Below are 17035 nucleotides of genomic sequence, written 5' to 3'. Positions count from 1 at the left end.
GCCGCTTGGGTAATGGGCGGACTCGCGGCTCCGGGGAGCAGGTACCCCGATGCCCAGCATCGCATCATCAGCCACCGACTCGACACTATCGGCGGGCGCCTCGACATCGGCACCCGATGGGCCGCCAATAGGGCCTGGTTCTCCGGGTGCCTCGGTGGACGGGAGGTCGCGAGCGCCCGAGGCCGCCAGGCCGCAGGGCGCGAGAGCGACAGCGGTCGGCCGGACATCGACCGAGGCACCCAGCCTCAACCCGGCCGCGGCCGGCGGGCTTGTTATATGTGCCGAAAATGTCCGCGAGTCGGTTGGCGAAGGGACCGCAGCTGGTGAGCTGCGGGCGATCGACGCATTGGGGCTACGGTTCCCGAGTCCCGAGATGGTCACCGCGGCTGCGGCGCTGTTCGAAGCGGCACCGCCGTGGGCCTGTGGTCCTGGGCGTCGCGGTGTCGAACCTGAATCCGGACGTTTCCGCATTTTCATCGGTCCCGGTGTCGTTCGACTCGGCTGGATCAATCCCGTCCGGGCCGAAAAGACCGCCGAACGGGCAGTCGGTCATCACCAACGTGACGTTGACGACGCGAAGTTCCATGTCCGAAATGACCTCCAACTCTCCGCCGACCATGGTGATCGGGCCGTCGTGTCTTCGACACGACGGAGTCCTACGGGAAGCGAACAGTCTGGTACTGGCGGTGTCATCACCGAGTGGTCCCGGAAATCACGGTCGTCGATGTGTCGCACCTTCGCCGAACTCGACTACAGCCCACTGGTGGAATCTGGCCGCGTTCCAGCCATGGTCACGCTCACCTATCCCGGGGAATGGCAAGCAGTCGCCCCCGACGGGGCAAGTGTAAAACGACACATGGTGTTGTGGCGCAAACGATTTCAACGCGAATACGGAGAGCAGGCCCGTTATATCTGGAAACTCGAATTCCAGCGACGTGGGGCACCGCACATCCATCTGTGGATGACGCCGCCGACCTCGCCCGGGCGCTCTGGGCGAGGCTTCGCGCAGTGGTTGTCCGAAACGTGGGCCCAGGTTGTCGACCACCCTGACGCCGAGCAGAAGGCGCGGCACCGGCTCGCCGGCACCGCCATCGACGTGCGCAATGGACTGAAAGCGTGCGACCCGAAACGGTTGGCCATCTACTTCACCAAGCACTCGTCACCAAATCTGCACGGCGACAAGGAGTACCAGCACATCGTGCCCCAGCTGTGGCAGCAGCCTGGACGCGGACCTGGCCGATTCTGGGGCGTGCATGGACTCAAGAAGGCCATCACCGTGGTAGAGGTCGCTCAGGATGCGTATCTGGCAGCTCGCCGGATCGTGCGGCGGTGGTCACGCAGCCAGGCGATGTACGGCGACTCGACGATCCGTTTCCCCACTGCTGTGTTGCCGCGCACGGCGGTTCGCCTGGTTCCGCGCGTCGATTATAAAACCGGAGCTATCGTGCATCGGCGTGTTCGTCGACGACGAACGCTCTGCAACCAAGGTGGGCTGGCCGGCGGGTACGCACTCGTCAACAACGGGCCGGAATTTGCCGTGCAGCTTGCCGCTGGGTTGCAGGCCGACCGGACATAGCCCGCCACCTAATCCTTTCGTAATTTTCGTAACTCTGCTACTGTTGGTCGAGTTCCAGCGGTGAGATGAAAGGAAGTGAGACCCATGAGCAGCGCCTCCGCGGAGATTGTTAACCCGGTTCCGGCCGATGCCAATGGGCTTGCCGATGTCCTCAGCTTCATGGAGGCGCACGAGGCTCGTCACGGGACCTCTCCTGAGCCTGCCTTCTTCCTTTCCGGCGCGCGCGAACACGACCGTGTCGAACTGACCGAGCAGCTTCACGAGATCCTCAAGCGTGTCGTCCAAGCTCTCAGCCACGGCCAATCGATCAGCATCCTGACTCGCGACCAGGAAATCTCCACCCAGCAGGCGGCCGACCTCCTCGGCCTGAGCCGGCCCACGGTGGTTCGCCTCATCGAGGACGGCGAGTTGCACGCGCATGTGCCCGGCGCGGTCCGGCGCAAGCTCCGGCTCGCCGATGTGCTTGCCTACCGCGAGGAGCTTCGCGCCCGGCGCAACCGGTTCATCACCGAGAGCTCAGCGGAGTTCGCGGATGCAGACGCCGACGAGGTCGCCGAGTTGCTCGCGGAGGCGAAACGCAAGCGTTGACCTGTTCGCGGAGTCTGAAAGACTCGCCTCTGTGTATCGCGCTGTCCTCGACACGTGCGCCCTTGTGCCGAGCCTCCAGCGTGACTTCCTGCTGCAGCTGGCCACCGAGGAGGCGTACGCGCCCGTGTGGGGGTCGGGGATTCTCTTCGAATTGGATTACGTACTCGCCGGCCTACACGACAAGCGCGGGATCGGCGACAGCGCCACTCGCCGACAGCACCTTTTCGACCAGCTGACGCAGGCGTTTCCGGGCTCAGAGGTTCACGCACCCAAAGACCGCGACTACAACTACGGCCTCAATGATCCCGATGACGGCCACGTCGCCCACGCCGCGATCATCGGCAAAGCCGACGCCATCGTCACCGACGATCGTCGGGCCGGGTTCGGCACAGCGGACGTGCTCATGGAAGCCGATATCGAGACCGTGCACCCACATCAGTTCGCCGCCAACACAGTGTCAGCGCACCCGCAAGCAGGCGTGCGTGCATTGCGAGAGATGTCGAATCGCCGAACCAACCCGCCGCAGACCCCGGAACAGATCCTTGAGCTGCTAGTGACACGGCACAACATGACCGAGGTCGCCGAGATCCTGTTGCCGCTGCTGGCGGAAGACGCCCGACGACCAGGCTGAACGCCGTTTGTTGATCTGTGACCGCCGAGCCGATCTGCGTGGTCCCCTCGGCAGCCGCAAGACGCTGGCTGAGCAGAAATTGCAGTTCGATCCAGGAACCTATTGGGTCGTCGAAACAAAAATGGCGACGACACGCCCGCAACTTGTCGGTGGCCTCTGGCAATGTCTGCGGTGAGCCGGCCGCGATGCCGGGTGGACTTTCAACCCAAGGGAGCGCAGCGTGGTGCAACGAGCCTTCGTCAGCTTCGACTACGACAACGACGCACGGTTGAAAGACCTACTGATCGGCCAATCGAAGAATCCCGACTCGCCGTTCGAGGTACACGACTGGTCCATCAAGACGGCCTCACCGACATGGCGTGAAGAGGCCCGACGCCGCATCCGTGCGAGCGGGTTGGTGATCGTCTTGTGCGGCAAATATACCCACCTCGCAACGGGTGTCGGCATTGAGCTAGGCATCGCCCAGGCCGAGGACGTGGACTATTTCCTCCTCGCCGGATACCAGGAAGGCTCGACCCGACCGACGACGGCAAAGGCGACCGACAAGATGTACAAGTGGACCTGGGAGAACCTCAAGAAGCTCGTGAACGGCGCGCGATGAGTGAACCAGCTGAAGCACTGCCCGACCCGCGGGTCCTGGACATCTACAAGCTGGTCGTCGAGATGGCGGACCGCGTCTCGGCCCGACGGGCGTTGGCCAATGCCTTCTTTCTCACCGTGAACACCACCCTGGTCGCGGTGGTCGGGTTGTCTACCACGCAGCCGGATTCCACCCTGCGGTTCATCGCGGTGTGCGTGGCTGGTGTCGCGGTGTCCGTGTGTTGGTGGCTCCTTCTCCGCGTCTACCGCAGGCTCAACTCGGCCAAGTTCGCGGTGATCAACAAGATCGAGGACGAGCACCTTCCCGTCAAGCCATACACGGACGAGTGGACGGAGCTGATGCCCGATGATGACGCAACCAGCCGCCGTGCACGGCTCGGCAAGGCCTTGCGCGAACTGGGCGGTGTCGAGCGCATCGTGCCGGTCGTCTTCGGTTTGCTGTATATCGCGCTCTTGGTTGGCAGACTGGTGACATGAGTTACCTCGATGCCGACGCTGAGCTGATCCGGAGCTGCCTACCCGCGTGCGCCGGTGTACCCGAGGACTCTGACGACCTGTTCGTCATTTACGCCGTCCTTATGCGCGCCAAGGGCGAGGGCACGCAGGCTGCCGACGTGCACGACGCCTGGTCCGCGTGGATGTCCCGCAGCGAACCAGACCACGAGTCGATCCGGGCGTGTCATTCCATCTGTGTAAGTCCGGGGTGGTCCATCATCGGACCGCCGTTGGGCGGACAGAAGGAGTGTTTTGTGACCAAGACCATGCAGATGCCGGCTGAGGAGACGACCGCGGCGCGGCGGCTGGCCGAGATGTTCACCGAAGAGACGCTGGACTCGTTGATTAAGGATGCGGTGAAGACCGGGACCCCGATCGACGGCGCGGACGGTTTGCTGAACCAGCTGACTAAGGCCGTGCTGGAGCGGGCGCTGAATGCGGAGCTAACCCACCATCTGGGCTATGAGGCCGGCGATCCGGCCGGACGCGGATCGGGAAATTCGCGCAACGGCACCACGCCGAAAACGGTGACCACCGTCAACGGCCCGGTGCAGATCGATGCGCCGCGTGATCGCAACGGCTCGTTTGAGCCGGCGATTGTGCCGAAGAAGACCCGCCGGCTCAACAACATCAATTCGGTGGTGTTGTCGCTGTATTCACGGGGAATGACCACCCGCGATATCGAAGCCCACCTGCAGGAGGTCTATGGGGCGTCGGTGTCGCGGGAGTTGATCTCCAATATCACCGAGGTGGTGGTCGATGAGATCAAGGCCTGGCAGGCCCGCCCGCTCGATGAGGTCTACCCGATCCTCTACATCGATGGGCTGCGGCTGCGGATCGGCGACAACGGGGTCATCACCACCAAGGTCGCCTATTTGGCCATTGGCGTGGATCTGGAGGGCCGCAAACACGCCTTGGGCTGCTGGATCCAGGACTCCGAGGGGGCGAAGTTCTGGCAGAAGGTCGTCATCGACCTGCGCAACCGCGGGGTGCGCGACATCCTCATCGCCTGCTGCGACGGGCTGACCGGTCTGCCTGATGCGATCCGCTCGATCTATCCCGATACCGTGGTGCAGACCTGCGTCGTGCACGTCATTAGGAATGCGATGCGCTTCGTGTCTTATAAGGACCGCAAGAAGGTCGCCACCGCGATGCGGGCGATCTACAGTGCGCCGACCGTCGATGGAGCCGAACTCGCACTCAAGGAGTTCGACCAGCAATTCGGCGCCCAATATCCGGGTGCAATTGACGTGTGGCACAACGCCTGGGGGGAATTCGTTCCGTTCCTGGACTATCCGGTGGAGTTGCGCAAGATCGTCTACACCACCAATGCGATCGAGTCGATCAACTTCCAGTTGCGCAAGATCACCAAGAACCGTGGTCATTTCACGGACAAGGACGCCGCGATGAAGTTGCTGTACCTCGGGCTGCGCAACATCTCCAGCGAGAGAGGAGGCTATTCGGGTACTGGAACGCACAACTGGACTGTGGCGCTCAACACACTCGCCAGACTATTCCCTGGGCGAATCCCATTGTGCTAGAATACAACTCGTAGTCAAATCACCTCTGACTTACACAGAAATCGTGACAGGCTCGTCGATCCGCCCCTACGACCAGCTGGCGCCGTCGGTGCAAGAAGAAGATGCACCATTCCTTGCCGCAATACACAGTGCCGCCAGAGCTCGCGCCGAGCGCATCTGACAGCTCGCGGAGCTGCCTCAGATGAGGGTGTCACCCCCACTGACATGCGCCGACTTTCGTCGTGGCGTACCCGTTCCGGTGTCTCGACTCATTTAGGCTCACGCTGTGAACTTGGTGAGGTCGAAGGAGCGCGTGGCAGACCACGGTGAAGTATTCACCCCCCTGTGGATCGTGGACGCGATGCTGAATCTGGTCAAAGGCGAGTCAGAGCGCGTCGACTCGCGTTTCCTGGAGCCTGCGTGTGGCTCGGGTAACTTTCTGGTGCCGGTGCTGATCCGAAAGCTCGCCACGGTCCACACCCGATACGGGCAGAGCGAGTTCGAGCGGCGTCATCATGCCCTACTGGCGCTGATGTCCATCTACGGCATCGAGCTGCTCGACGATAATGTGGCTGAATGCCGCGAGAACCTGCTAGCGATCTTCGCCGACTACCTGGGTATCGCTGAGGGGGAACCCTTTCACACCGCGGCGGCCGCAGTGCTGACTGCGAACATCGTCCACGGCGACGCACTGACGATGACGACCCGGACGAGCTGCCCTGCGCCGATCACCTTCGCCGAGTGGTCGTATCTGGGCAAAGGTCGCTTTCACCGCCGGGACTTCCGGTTTGACACGATGACCAAGATGTCGTCGTTTGACGAGGAGGACACTCTCTTCGCCGATCTGGGCAAGCACGAAATCTTCACCCCCACAACCGACTACGGGACCCTGTCGGTCGCCGATATTGCAGGCGGAGACCCAGGGCAGTGACTGATCAAGTTGCGTTCAGTCTGCGCAACCGAAACCCGGACGTGTTGACCTGCATCGCGAATCTGTCGAACGACGAAGTGTTCACACCGCCAGAGCTGGCACGCCAGGTGTTGGATCTCGTCGCGGACGCATGGGCTGGCGCCAACGATGGGGCGAACATCTGGGCCGACAGCACGGCGACGTTCCTCGATCCGTTCACAAAATCGGGCATTTTTCTGCGCGAGATCACAGCCCGCCTCACCGAAGGCTTAAAGGACGAAATCCCGGACCTGCACGAGCGCGTCGATCACATCCTCACCAAGCAGGTCTTCGGCATCGCGATCACCCAACTCACCGCGATGCTGGCGCGTCGGAGTGTCTACTGCTCGAAGTTCGCAAACGGCGACCACTCCGTAGCCAGATCGTTCACGGCCCCGGACGGCAACATCTGGTTCAAACCTCTGGAACACAGCTGGATCGGCACCACAGACGTTGTCGAGACCGCCGACGGGGACGGCAAACCCGTCAGACGTGGTGTCAATGGCCGTTGTTCCTACTGCGGCGCGAGTCAGACGACGCTCGACCGCGGCCCCGGTCTGGAAACCCATGCCTACGCCTTCATCCACACCAACGATATCAAGGCTCGCATCGCCGAGCTGTTCGGAGTAGAGATGCAGTTCGACGTCATCATTGGCAACCCCCCGTACCAGCTCAACGACGGCGGCGGTAGCGGTTCTAGCGCCTCTCCGATTTATCAGAAATTCGTGGAACAGGCTAAGAAGTTGGAGCCGCGGTTACTCACGATGATCATCCCCTCGCGGTGGTTTACCGGCGGAAAGGGACTCGACGAGTTCCGAGATGCGATGCTCGCAGACGGTCACATTCGTCGCATTAACGATTACCCGATTTCAGCTGATGTGTTCCCCAAGAACGGACCCAAGGGTGGGGTGTGCGTTTTCCTACGGGATCGCGACCATCCTGGGGACTGCGAGGTGGAAACCCACTTCAAAGGAGAAACATCCACATCTATCCGCCCCCTCGCCGAACCGGGCTCAGACGTTTTCATCCGCTACCACACGGGAGTATCGGTGCTCCAGAAGGTAGCAGCGATTGAAGGAGAGAAACCGAAGAGCCTTTCCCTTGCGAACGACCGCCGATTTGCCGACCTGGTCAGTGTCCGTCGACCCTTCGGCTTTGCCTCCACCTTCAGAGGGCGAAGCGATGCAGCGAAGGGGGATGTGCGTCTGCTCCAGAAAGGTGGCCTCGCCTACGTGGCACGCAGCGAGATCACAGTCGGCAAGCCTCTGATCGATGCATGGAAGGTCTTCGTCGGATTCGCGGCCCCCGGCACCGGCGACAAGGACACTTATCCCCATCGCATAATCAGCACTCCATTTCTCGGAGAGCCGGGGACCGTGTGCACCGAGACTTACCTCGCGATCGGCCCGTTCGCGACACAAGGTGAAGCCGAGAGTGCGCTTAGCCTCAGAATTTCACGGTGGCCCGGGTTCTGCTGTGGCGGTCTGCGGGGCGGCAGCTTTGTCGAGGTTTTGAGGCTGGGGGTAGGCGGCGGCGCCGCGTGTCGTGCGGTGACGCCGGGTCCTTTATCCCGGGGGTGGTTACTCCTTTCTTGGGGTCGAGAGGGCATAGGGGCCTGTGGGTCAGGGTATGGCGCGGACCCTGTTGAGGGCGTCGGCGAATTCTTGTGCCCAGGGCCAGGTTTGGGGGATCCGCAGGATCAGGTAGCGGGATCGTTTGATCAGCCGGGCCGCGGCGTGCAGCAGCCGGTAGCGCAGGGTGGCGGGTTCGGCTTTGGCCAGTGGGCCGTCCAGGAGTAGCAGTCGCATCCAGCACAGCAGGTCGATGGCGATCGCGACGGCGGTGACCCAAGCGGTGTTGATGGCGAACGAGTGTGAGGGCCAGCGGGCCAGGCCGGTGTCTTTGCCGGTGCGGATGAAGCCCTCCACCCGGGCGTGGACGCGGTGGCGGGCTTCCAGTCGCTGGGGTTGTCCACCGGCAGTCGAGGTGGCGAGGACCTGGTAGCGGTAGCCGGCCAGCTGCTCGAACAATGACAACTGGGTGCCGTGTTCGATTTCTTCGCGCCGCACCAGGATGCGCATGCCGGCCGGCCAGCCGACCAGCCGATCCCCTCCGGTGCTGTGGCGCAGCAGCCCGGTCAACTCGGCGACCTGGGCGTCGTCACGGGCCGCTCCGGTGGCATCCAGTGCGGCTTGCCATCCCGCATCGGGCATCTGGCCGATCGCGACCCGGACCCGCTCATCGAGGTCGAATCCGACCGAGTAGCCCACTGACATCCCCGGCCGGGCATTGAGTTTCTCCAGGTGTTCGACGACGGCGTGGCTTGAACCCGCGCCGTCGATGGTGACCAGCAACTTGCGGCGCCACTTGGCCGGGATCGCCGCGATCGCGGCGTCGATGATCGCGATATGATCGGCCGCGGTGTTCGAGCCGGCGTTGCCTGCACGGGCGATCACCGCCAGCAGTTCGCCGGTGTTGTCACACCACGCCAACAGCGGGTGGAAGCCAAACCCGCCTTTGAAATTGCCTGCGGCGTGCTGCTTATCGCTGTGCGACTGAATCAGCGACGCGTCGATGCGGATCACGATCGTGTCCCCGAGGTCCCCATAGCAGGTCTGCGAAGCCGGGATCGCACCGTGGCGGGCCTCGATCGCCTCCCACACCCGAGAGCGGACCTTGTTGCGCACGGCCGTGACCTCGGTGATGCTCTGCTCGTCGATCTCGCCCAGGGACCGCCACATCGTCGGAACCGACGCCACCGCCTGAAACAACCGGTGCTGATCGCGCAGCACCGCGGTGCCGGCCAGGTTCTGCGCGCCGCCGGCGATCGATACCGCCACATCGCGCAACACCGCGCCTCGGTCGTGGGTGACTTCTGGGCGCGACAGCACCGACGACAAACCGCTGGTCAAACCCAGATTGTCGGCCAGCAACCGGGGTATCACGTTACCGGCGTGCCCGACCACGTCGTCGCCACGGACCTCAACTCGGACATTCTTCGACCAATCCGTAGTAGCCTGCATCTGACAGGTGCACTCCCATCCTGGATAACCGAGCCTCGAATACTCCGATTATCCTTGCGGCAGTGCACCTTTCACGTTAACGACACCCCTGAGCTCCACATTCGATGAAAAATCCAGGTTAGCTACATGTCGTGTCGCTTCACCCGCTTCCTGATCCTGCTTCACAAGCCTTCGCAAAACACCACGCGGCACGTCTACACATTCGTGCCGACGCAAGACTGGACCAAGACATGGACCGACGAGGAGTTGTACGCCAAGTACGGCATCACCGAAGAGGAGATCGCGTTTATCGGGAAAGTAGTCCGACCGATGGACCTGTCAGATGACTAGGCCCGTCGAATCCCTTCTACCGCCGAAACCCGAAGCTCGCCTTCGGATTTACGCGTACTCAATCGAAGACGAAGCCCACGCTGGATTGCTCAAAATCGGTCAGACGACGCAGGACGTGAAGACTCGCGTCGCGCAGCAGCTGAAAACTGCTGCGATCAAGAACTACACCATCCGTCTCGATGAGTCGGCAGAGCGCGGCGACGGCACGACGTTCAGTGATCACCGTGTGCGGGAACGGCTTAAGGCGAAAGGCTTCATCAATACAGAGTTAGAGTGGGTCGCTTGCACGGTCGCCGATGTCGCGACAGTGATTACCGAGTTGCAAACCGGTAAGGCATATACGGGAACCCACCACGAGACCTTTAGGCCGCGGCCCGAACAGAATGCCGCCGTCGATAAGGCACACTCCTACTTTCAGTCGATCTGGTCTGAGGATGATAAGGCCGTCCCCCGCTTCCTCTGGAACGCCAAAATGCGGTTCGGCAAGACGTTCGCAACTTATCAACTCGCGAAAAAGCTCGATACCCGCAAAGTCTTGGTGGTGACCTTCAAGCCGGCGGTTGAGGACGCCTGGCAGAACGATTTGGAGTCTCATGTCGATTTCGAGGGCTGGCAGTACTTATCGAAGGCGACCGGCACCGATCCCACCACAGCTGATAAGGCGCGCCCGCTCGTCTACTTCGGATCGTTTCAGGATCTACTGGGCAAGGACAAGGCCGGCAATATCAAGGCGAAGAACGCCTGGCTACACGAGACCAATTGGGATCTAGTTGTTTTCGACGAGTACCACTTTGGCGCGTGGCGTGACAGCGCGCAGGAACTGTTCGAAGGCGAAGATGACTCCGAGGCCAAGAAAGAGACGGCAGCTGAGTACAACTCCGATCTCGATGTGTTTAACGAAGAACTCGATGAGTTGGGCGAGAGCGAGTCCGATTTCCTACCGATAACCACCAGAGGTTACCTCTATCTTTCCGGTACACCATTCCGAGCTCTAGCGACCGGCGAATTTATTGAAGAACAAATCTTTAATTGGACCTACACGGACGAGCAGCGCGCCAAACAGCAATGGGCGCAGAATCATCCGGGGAAGTGGAACCCGTACGGCGCGTTGCCAGAAATGCGGCTGCTGACCTATCGGATGCCCGATGAATTGCTGGCGATCGCCGCCGAGGGCGAGTTCGACGAGTTCGACCTCAATGCGTTCTTCGCTGCAAGCAGCGTCGGCGCTGCGGCGCAGTTCACGCATAAGGACAGCGTGCAGAAGTGGCTCGACATCATTCGTGGCGCGTACTCGGCCACCCAGGTCGACAACCTCAAGCTCGGGGCGAAGAAGCCACCTTTTCCATACTCGGACGTGCGCCTGTTGCCCTACCTAAATCATTCGTTCTGGTTTTTACCGTCGGTTGCCTCGTGCCATGCGATGGCTAATCTGATCGCAGAAAAGCAGAACACTTTCTTCCACGACTACAAGGTCCTTACGGTGGCCGGACCAGGCGCCGGTGTGGGCCTGGCCGCGCTGCCACCGGTGCGCGCCGCCATCGGTAATGGGCACGACACGAAGACCATCACACTGTCGTGCGGCAAACTCACCACCGGAGTCACCGTGCCGCAGTGGTCGTCGATCTTGATGCTGCGCAATCTGAAGTCGCCAGAAACCTATTTTCAGGCTGCATTCCGGGTGCAATCCCCTTGGTCAATCAAGAACCCGAACGGCGACGACCCCAACGTAGAGTTTACACTCAAACCTGTCTGCTACGTGTTCGATTTCGCTCCTACACGGGCTCTCCGTCAGATTGCCGAGTACGGCGTGGGACTGCGGCCCGAAGCCGCCAACCCCGAGGAAGCGGTAAAAGAACTCGTTTGCTTTCTGCCGGTTCTGGCGTATGACGGTTCCTATATGGTCGCGGTGGATGCTGGCGCGATTCTCGACACCGCGATGACCGGCACCTCCGCAACGCTGCTGGCGCGCAAATGGGAGTCGGCGCTACTGGTGAACGTCGACAACGAGACCTTACCTCAGAATTTCACGGTGGCCCGGGTTCTGCTGTGGCGGTCTGCGGGGCGGCAGCTTTGTCGAGGTTTTGAGGCTGGGGGTAGGCGGCGGCGCCGCGTGTCGTGCGGTGACGCCGGGTCCTTTATCCCGGGGGTGGTTACTCCTTTCTTGGGGTCGAGAGGGCATAGGGGCCTGTGGGTCAGGGTATGGCGCGGACCCTGTTGAGGGCGTCGGCGAATTCTTGTGCCCAGGGCCAGGTTTGGGGGATCCGCAGGATCAGGTAGCGGGATCGTTTGATCAGCCGGGCCGCGGCGTGCAGCAGCCGGTAGCGCAGGGTGGCGGGTTCGGCTTTGGCCAGTGGGCCGTCCAGGAGTAGCAGTCGCATCCAGCACAGCAGGTCGATGGCGATCGCGACGGCGGTGACCCAAGCGGTGTTGATGGCGAACGAGTGTGAGGGCCAGCGGGCCAGGCCGGTGTCTTTGCCGGTGCGGATGAAGCCCTCCACCCGGGCGTGGACGCGGTGGCGGGCTTCCAGTCGCTGGGGTTGTCCACCGGCAGTCGAGGTGGCGAGGACCTGGTAGCGGTAGCCGGCCAGCTGCTCGAACAATGACAACTGGGTGCCGTGTTCGATTTCTTCGCGCCGCACCAGGATGCGCATGCCGGCCGGCCAGCCGACCAGCCGATCCCCTCCGGTGCTGTGGCGCAGCAGCCCGGTCAACTCGGCGACCTGGGCGTCGTCACGGGCCGCTCCGGTGGCATCCAGTGCGGCTTGCCATCCCGCATCGGGCATCTGGCCGATCGCGACCCGGACCCGCTCATCGAGGTCGAATCCGACCGAGTAGCCCACTGACATCCCCGGCCGGGCATTGAGTTTCTCCAGGTGTTCGACGACGGCGTGGCTTGAACCCGCGCCGTCGATGGTGACCAGCAACTTGCGGCGCCACTTGGCCGGGATCGCCGCGATCGCGGCGTCGATGATCGCGATATGATCGGCCGCGGTGTTCGAGCCGGCGTTGCCTGCACGGGCGATCACCGCCAGCAGTTCGCCGGTGTTGTCACACCACGCCAACAGCGGGTGGAAGCCAAACCCGCCTTTGAAATTGCCTGCGGCGTGCTGCTTATCGCTGTGCGACTGAATCAGCGACGCGTCGATGCGGATCACGATCGTGTCCCCGAGGTCCCCATAGCAGGTCTGCGAAGCCGGGATCGCACCGTGGCGGGCCTCGATCGCCTCCCACACCCGAGAGCGGACCTTGTTGCGCACGGCCGTGACCTCGGTGATGCTCTGCTCGTCGATCTCGCCCAGGGACCGCCACATCGTCGGAACCGACGCCACCGCCTGAAACAACCGGTGCTGATCGCGCAGCACCGCGGTGCCGGCCAGGTTCTGCGCGCCGCCGGCGATCGATACCGCCACATCGCGCAACACCGCGCCTCGGTCGTGGGTGACTTCTGGGCGCGACAGCACCGACGACAAACCGCTGGTCAAACCCAGATTGTCGGCCAGCAACCGGGGTATCACGTTACCGGCGTGCCCGACCACGTCGTCGCCACGGACCTCAACTCGGACATTCTTCGACCAATCCGTAGTAGCCTGCATCTGACAGGTGCACTCCCATCCTGGATAACCGAGCCTCGAATACTCCGATTATCCTTGCGGCAGTGCACCTTTCACGTTAACGACACCCCTGAGCTCCACATTCGATGAAAAATCCAGGCTTACGCAAGATTCTGGACAATCCCACAGCCTTCGAAGCGGTCATGCGAATAGAGGGCTTCAGGGCGCTCGGAAGCGATGTGTTCGAGACCGTGATCAACAAGAGCGAGAAGGTCAAGGAAACCAAAAAAACCAAGGGTGATGACATCAGCGACACCGAGAAGAAGGAGCTGACCGCGGAGGAGAAGGAGTACAAGTCCAAGCGCAAGCAGATTCAGGAGAAGCTGGTCAAGTTTGCGACCCGCATCCCGGCGTTCATGTACCTCACGGACTTCCGGGAGAACAGTCTCAAAGACGTCATCACGAAGCTGGAACCCGAACTTTTCAAGACCGTCACCGGCCTTAGTGTTGCTGACTTCAACCTGCTGGTGTCCCTCAACGTCTTCAACAGCACGCACATGAACCAGGCCGTGTTCGCGTTCCGCCGGTACGAAGATGCGTCGTTGTCCTACACCGGCATCGACAGTCACGAAGGCCTCAGTCACTTCGGCTTGTACGACACCGTCGTTGCACGCGAGTCGTAGACCGGAACCTAGACTCCTCCTGATCGGTCAGGCTAGTCGTCGACCTCCGACGACGGTTCAGGTGTATTTACAGTCGGCAAGTCTCTGTTTGCCAACTCGTAACGCCGTATTGCGTCCGCCGCAGATTGTGCAGCACCGCAAGCTTCGGTAAATGCTTGCACCGCAGCCTTTACTGCGCTGGTAAGTTCGTTAGCCTGATCGAGATCGGGGATATGCAAGTGGAGACGCGACGCCAGAGCACCTAGTACGTCCGCTTCTGCCAATCCGACACCGGCAAGAGTTCCGAGGAGCGTGGCCGCGACTACCGGATCACCCGCCAGCCAGCCAACGTCGGTGTGGAGATCGCCGGACAAGACATACATCCGCGTACGGATATTCTCGGCCTGGGCGATCAGCGGTGCGACATCTCCCCAGAGATTGAAATTTGGCACTGTCACTTCGGTTGGGTAACCGGGTTCCTGAGGCCACGGTTCTCTGATTGGAGGCACCGCCCTGACAGCGAGTCCACGGCCCGAGGCCGGCACTAGAAGGCCCTCATCGCGGAGTTCCTGCACTGCTCGCCTGACCGTCATCCTCGCGACGCCAAACTGTTCAGCGAGTTTCGTCTCCGTAGGCAGTCGCTCACCAGGCGCCAGTTGGCGCGACGTAATCGCGTGTCGCAACATCTGCGCGATCTGTTCGTACGGAGCCGCATCCTTCTGGCGGTCAATCTGACCAAACTGCACCGTATGCCCTCCTCGGACCAGCACTGGGCTAGTCAAAAGCTAGACTGTGCTACATACTACCGGCGCTCTGATCTCAGCATTCAAGCCGCCTCGCCTCGCATCTTGGCGGACGTACATTCCCGCTGTTCACAGCCATCCCAGTGACAGTCCCACTGAACACTGTGGCGTTATGGCTCTCATCTGCGGAATTCCGTGCACCTAGTCAATCTGACTGCTATTGTCTAGTTATTGACTAGTCGTTGTCTAGTCGTTGCGTACGCCATCGGCTCGGTGACGGCCCGAAACATGCACAGAAGGAGTGAAACATGGCCATCCCTAAATGGCTCCAAATCAGCCACGACCAGGTGTTCTCCCTCGGCGCGTTCCTCGTATCGGAGGTGACGCCAATGATCGACTTCGACAAATCCTCCGGCGAGAACCGTGTGCAGGCGAGAGACCGCGACACTGGATTGCCGATGTGGCAGGTCGAAGTCCTTGACGGTGATCCTGCCGCACCGAAGCGCAGCCGAACGGTGACGATCAAGTTTGCCGCGCCAACGCAGCCGTCTGCACCCGCAAACTCCAGCGGAATACCCTTCACCCCAGTGGTTTTCGACGGGCTAATGGCGCTGCCGTACATCGAGAAGTCGGGCGACTTCTCCAGGATCGCCTGGTCGTTTCGTGCCTCCGGTATGAGGGCGCAAGGCAAGCCATCCGCCGGCGCGACGACCAGCCGGGAATCGGCGTGAATCCCGATCCGTACGCACCGCTCGATCCCGACACCCCGTTCCGGCTCGATCACGTCTTGAATTTCCTCGCCACCCTTGGCCTGTGCGTGGCGATCATCGTGGGAGTCATCGGCGTCGCCCTCATCTCCTGGCGACTGCACTCACCAGAGACGTACGAGGAACGGTTCGCGGCACCGGCCCGACTTCTGCGCTGGCGACTGTGGGCTTACGTCTCCTGGCGCAGGCTCTGCAAACGCTGCGGTCTATCCGCCTCCGAACAGGTCACTCGCCGCAACAAAGAAGGCCAGCAGGTCACCTCCACCCGCTGGTTTCATCCAAAGCTACTGGGAACAGACGTATCTCACACCACCCTGCGCCTAACGGTGCGAGCACGGATGGGACAGACCGTGGAAGACCTGGAGCGGGCCGTCCCTGCGATCCGCGACGCCGCAGGTGCACATTCGGCGCGAGCGGTCGTCATCTCGCCTGGGACGCTGCGGATCGAGCTGGTCATGCAGGGGCAGTTGTCGACGGTGGGTCACGCAGCGCCGCCAACAGCGGTCGCAACAACACGAGTCGCGCTCGGGCGATGCGAAAACGGCACCGCCTGGACCCTGCCGTTGAGCGGTCGGCACACCCTCACCGTGGGCTGCTCGGGCGCGGGCAAAGGTTCCGTCTTCTGGGGCATCGCATGTGGGCTCGGGCCTGCTGTCGCCGCTGGAACGGCTCGGTTCGTGGGAATCGACTTGAAGTACGGCATCGAATTATCAGTCGGCGCCCGGTTATTCACCAAGATCGCCACCACGGAGGCCGATGCTGTGGAAACCCTTGCCGCAGTGGAGAAATTGATGGACACGCGCGGCAATGCTATGGCAGGCCGCACGCGTGAGCACAGTCCGACCAAGGCTTCGCCACTCGTGGTGCTACTGATCGACGAGCTGGCCGGACTGACCGCGTACATGAGCGATCCGGTTCTGCGCAAAGAAGCTGCCGCCTCGCTGTCGCGGATTCTCACCAAAGGCCGTGCGCTGGGAATCGTGGTAGCCGCATTCCTGCAAGACCCCCGCAAGGAAGTTCTGCCGATGCGAGGATTGTTCACCCAGACCATCGCGCTTCGACTGCGATCCCGCGATGAGGTGGCAATGGTTCTCGGCGACGGCTTCGCCGACAAAGCTCCCGCGCACCGAATCAGCCCCGAGCGACCGGGCACCGGCTACGTGATCGCTGAGGACGGCCAAGTAACCAAGGTGCGCTCCGACTTCTGGAGCGATGACCAAATCCGCTTCACTGCAAGACAGTACGGGCGGAAACAGACTGCCGGAGGTAAGCGCGATGAGTGACGGCTGGTCCATCTTCGAACCACCCGGTAAGGATCAGCTGGCGCGGCATACCGATGATCTGATCTACCGTGCCTACCTCGTTCGCAGACACGGGTGGGACGGGTATCGGCATCGGTGGTCGTGCGGCGAAGTCATTGGCACCGCCCTGGTCCTGGGCGACGACGCCGAACTCCAGCGCCGCGGCGAGACCACGATCTCCGCACTGGAGCGATGGGCCTTCGACCTGTGGGGAATCACCGACGGCCAGTCCGACGTCGACAGCGGATTGCAACGCACCCGCGCTTGGTTCGACTCGATCCGTGTAGCGAGGTGAAGCG

General features: G+C 61.9%; 16 protein-coding genes and 2 pseudogenes. 15 read left to right on the top strand and 3 right to left on the bottom strand.

Features of this window, described 5'->3' with window-relative positions:
* The first annotated feature begins 49 nt into the window (after positions 1-49).
* From AB8998_RS05200 to AB8998_RS05165, 9 genes and pseudogenes are all read left to right on the top strand, one after another.
* The gene (locus tag AB8998_RS05200) at positions 50-1576 is read left to right on the top strand and encodes a rolling circle replication-associated protein (RefSeq protein ID WP_369736930.1); all 1527 of its coding nucleotides are present in this window, start codon (positions 50-52) and stop codon (positions 1574-1576) included.
* 84 nt (positions 1577-1660) lie between these two features.
* Positions 1661-2164, top strand: a complete 504-nt coding sequence (locus tag AB8998_RS05195) for an excisionase family DNA-binding protein (protein ID WP_369736929.1) — start codon at positions 1661-1663, stop codon at positions 2162-2164.
* Positions 2165-2195: 31 nt separating this feature from the next.
* Entirely contained in the window at positions 2196-2795 is a 600-nt protein-coding gene (locus AB8998_RS05190) for a PIN domain-containing protein (protein WP_369741423.1), read from the top strand.
* A 220-nt stretch (positions 2796-3015) separates the two neighbouring features.
* Positions 3016-3396 (top strand): TIR domain-containing protein, encoded by a 381-nt coding sequence (locus AB8998_RS05185; RefSeq protein ID WP_369736928.1) that lies wholly within the window; start codon positions 3016-3018, stop codon positions 3394-3396.
* Positions 3351-3872 (top strand): RipA family octameric membrane protein, encoded by a 522-nt coding sequence (locus AB8998_RS05180; RefSeq protein ID WP_369736927.1) that lies wholly within the window; start codon positions 3351-3353, stop codon positions 3870-3872. The genes AB8998_RS05185 and AB8998_RS05180 overlap by 46 nt, the downstream gene beginning before the upstream one ends.
* A pseudogene (locus tag AB8998_RS31540) lies at positions 3869-4021 on the top strand (DUF7701 domain-containing protein); the annotation flags it as partial. The gene AB8998_RS05180 and the pseudogene AB8998_RS31540, both read left to right, overlap by 4 nt.
* Positions 4022-4195: 174 nt before the next feature.
* Positions 4196-5431, top strand: coding sequence for an IS256 family transposase (locus tag AB8998_RS05175; RefSeq protein WP_369741377.1), 1236 nt, complete (start codon positions 4196-4198; stop codon positions 5429-5431).
* A 292-nt stretch (positions 5432-5723) separates the two neighbouring features.
* Positions 5724-6341, top strand: coding sequence for a DNA methyltransferase (locus AB8998_RS05170; RefSeq protein WP_369736926.1), 618 nt, complete (start codon positions 5724-5726; stop codon positions 6339-6341).
* Positions 6338-8158 carry an Eco57I restriction-modification methylase domain-containing protein gene (locus tag AB8998_RS05165; protein WP_369736925.1) on the top strand — a complete coding sequence of 607 codons (1821 nt, stop codon included), beginning with the start codon at positions 6338-6340 and terminating at the stop codon, positions 8156-8158. Before AB8998_RS05170 ends, AB8998_RS05165 begins: the two co-directional genes overlap by 4 nt.
* Here the strand turns inward: AB8998_RS05165 and AB8998_RS05160 are convergent.
* Positions 8051-9382: pseudogene (locus tag AB8998_RS05160) on the bottom strand (IS1380 family transposase); the annotation flags it as partial. The gene AB8998_RS05165 and the pseudogene AB8998_RS05160 sit on opposite strands and share 108 nt — an antisense overlap.
* 126 nt (positions 9383-9508) lie before the next feature.
* On the opposite strand from AB8998_RS05160, the gene AB8998_RS05155 reads away from it, so the two are divergent.
* Positions 9509-9712, top strand: a complete 204-nt coding sequence (locus AB8998_RS05155; protein WP_369736924.1) for a hypothetical protein — start codon at positions 9509-9511, stop codon at positions 9710-9712.
* On the top strand, positions 9705-11930 hold the full coding sequence (locus AB8998_RS05150) for a DEAD/DEAH box helicase family protein (RefSeq protein ID WP_369736923.1): 2226 nt from the start codon (positions 9705-9707) through the stop codon (positions 11928-11930). Before AB8998_RS05155 ends, AB8998_RS05150 begins: the two co-directional genes overlap by 8 nt.
* On the opposite strand, the gene AB8998_RS05145 is transcribed toward AB8998_RS05150, so the two are convergent.
* The gene (locus AB8998_RS05145) at positions 11905-13305 is read right to left on the bottom strand and encodes an IS1380 family transposase (RefSeq protein WP_369736302.1); all 1401 of its coding nucleotides are present in this window, start codon (positions 13303-13305) and stop codon (positions 11905-11907) included. The genes AB8998_RS05150 and AB8998_RS05145 overlap by 26 nt on opposite strands.
* Before the next feature lie 197 nt (positions 13306-13502).
* Here AB8998_RS05145 and AB8998_RS05140 point away from each other — a divergent pair, with 197 nt between their 5' ends.
* Entirely contained in the window at positions 13503-13946 is a 444-nt protein-coding gene (locus tag AB8998_RS05140; RefSeq protein WP_369736922.1) for a hypothetical protein, read from the top strand.
* Between the two features lie 32 nt (positions 13947-13978).
* Here the strand turns inward: AB8998_RS05140 and AB8998_RS05135 are convergent, their stop codons facing one another.
* Complete coding sequence (locus tag AB8998_RS05135; RefSeq protein ID WP_369736921.1) at positions 13979-14671, bottom strand: GntR family transcriptional regulator; 693 nt, start codon at positions 14669-14671, stop codon at positions 13979-13981.
* A 305-nt stretch (positions 14672-14976) separates the two neighbouring features.
* On the opposite strand from AB8998_RS05135, the gene AB8998_RS05130 reads away from it, so the two are divergent.
* From AB8998_RS05130 to AB8998_RS05120, 3 genes are read left to right on the top strand one after another with little or no spacing between them, the layout of a single operon-like run.
* Positions 14977-15399: a plasmid replication, integration and excision activator gene (locus AB8998_RS05130; RefSeq protein WP_369736920.1), complete on the top strand. Its 423-nt coding sequence runs from the start codon at positions 14977-14979 to the stop codon at positions 15397-15399.
* Positions 15396-16718, top strand: a complete 1323-nt coding sequence (locus tag AB8998_RS05125) for an FtsK/SpoIIIE domain-containing protein (RefSeq protein WP_369736919.1) — start codon at positions 15396-15398, stop codon at positions 16716-16718. The genes AB8998_RS05130 and AB8998_RS05125 overlap by 4 nt, the downstream gene beginning before the upstream one ends.
* Complete coding sequence (locus tag AB8998_RS05120) at positions 16711-17031, top strand: hypothetical protein (protein ID WP_369736918.1); 321 nt, start codon at positions 16711-16713, stop codon at positions 17029-17031. Before AB8998_RS05125 ends, AB8998_RS05120 begins: the two co-directional genes overlap by 8 nt.
* The last annotated feature ends 4 nt before the right edge of the window (positions 17032-17035 follow it).

The sequence above is a fragment of the Mycobacterium sp. HUMS_12744610 genome, from assembly GCF_041206865.1.
Lineage (GTDB): Bacteria > Actinomycetota > Actinomycetes > Mycobacteriales > Mycobacteriaceae > Mycobacterium > Mycobacterium servetii.
This window is presented reverse-complemented; position numbering and strand designations above follow the sequence as displayed.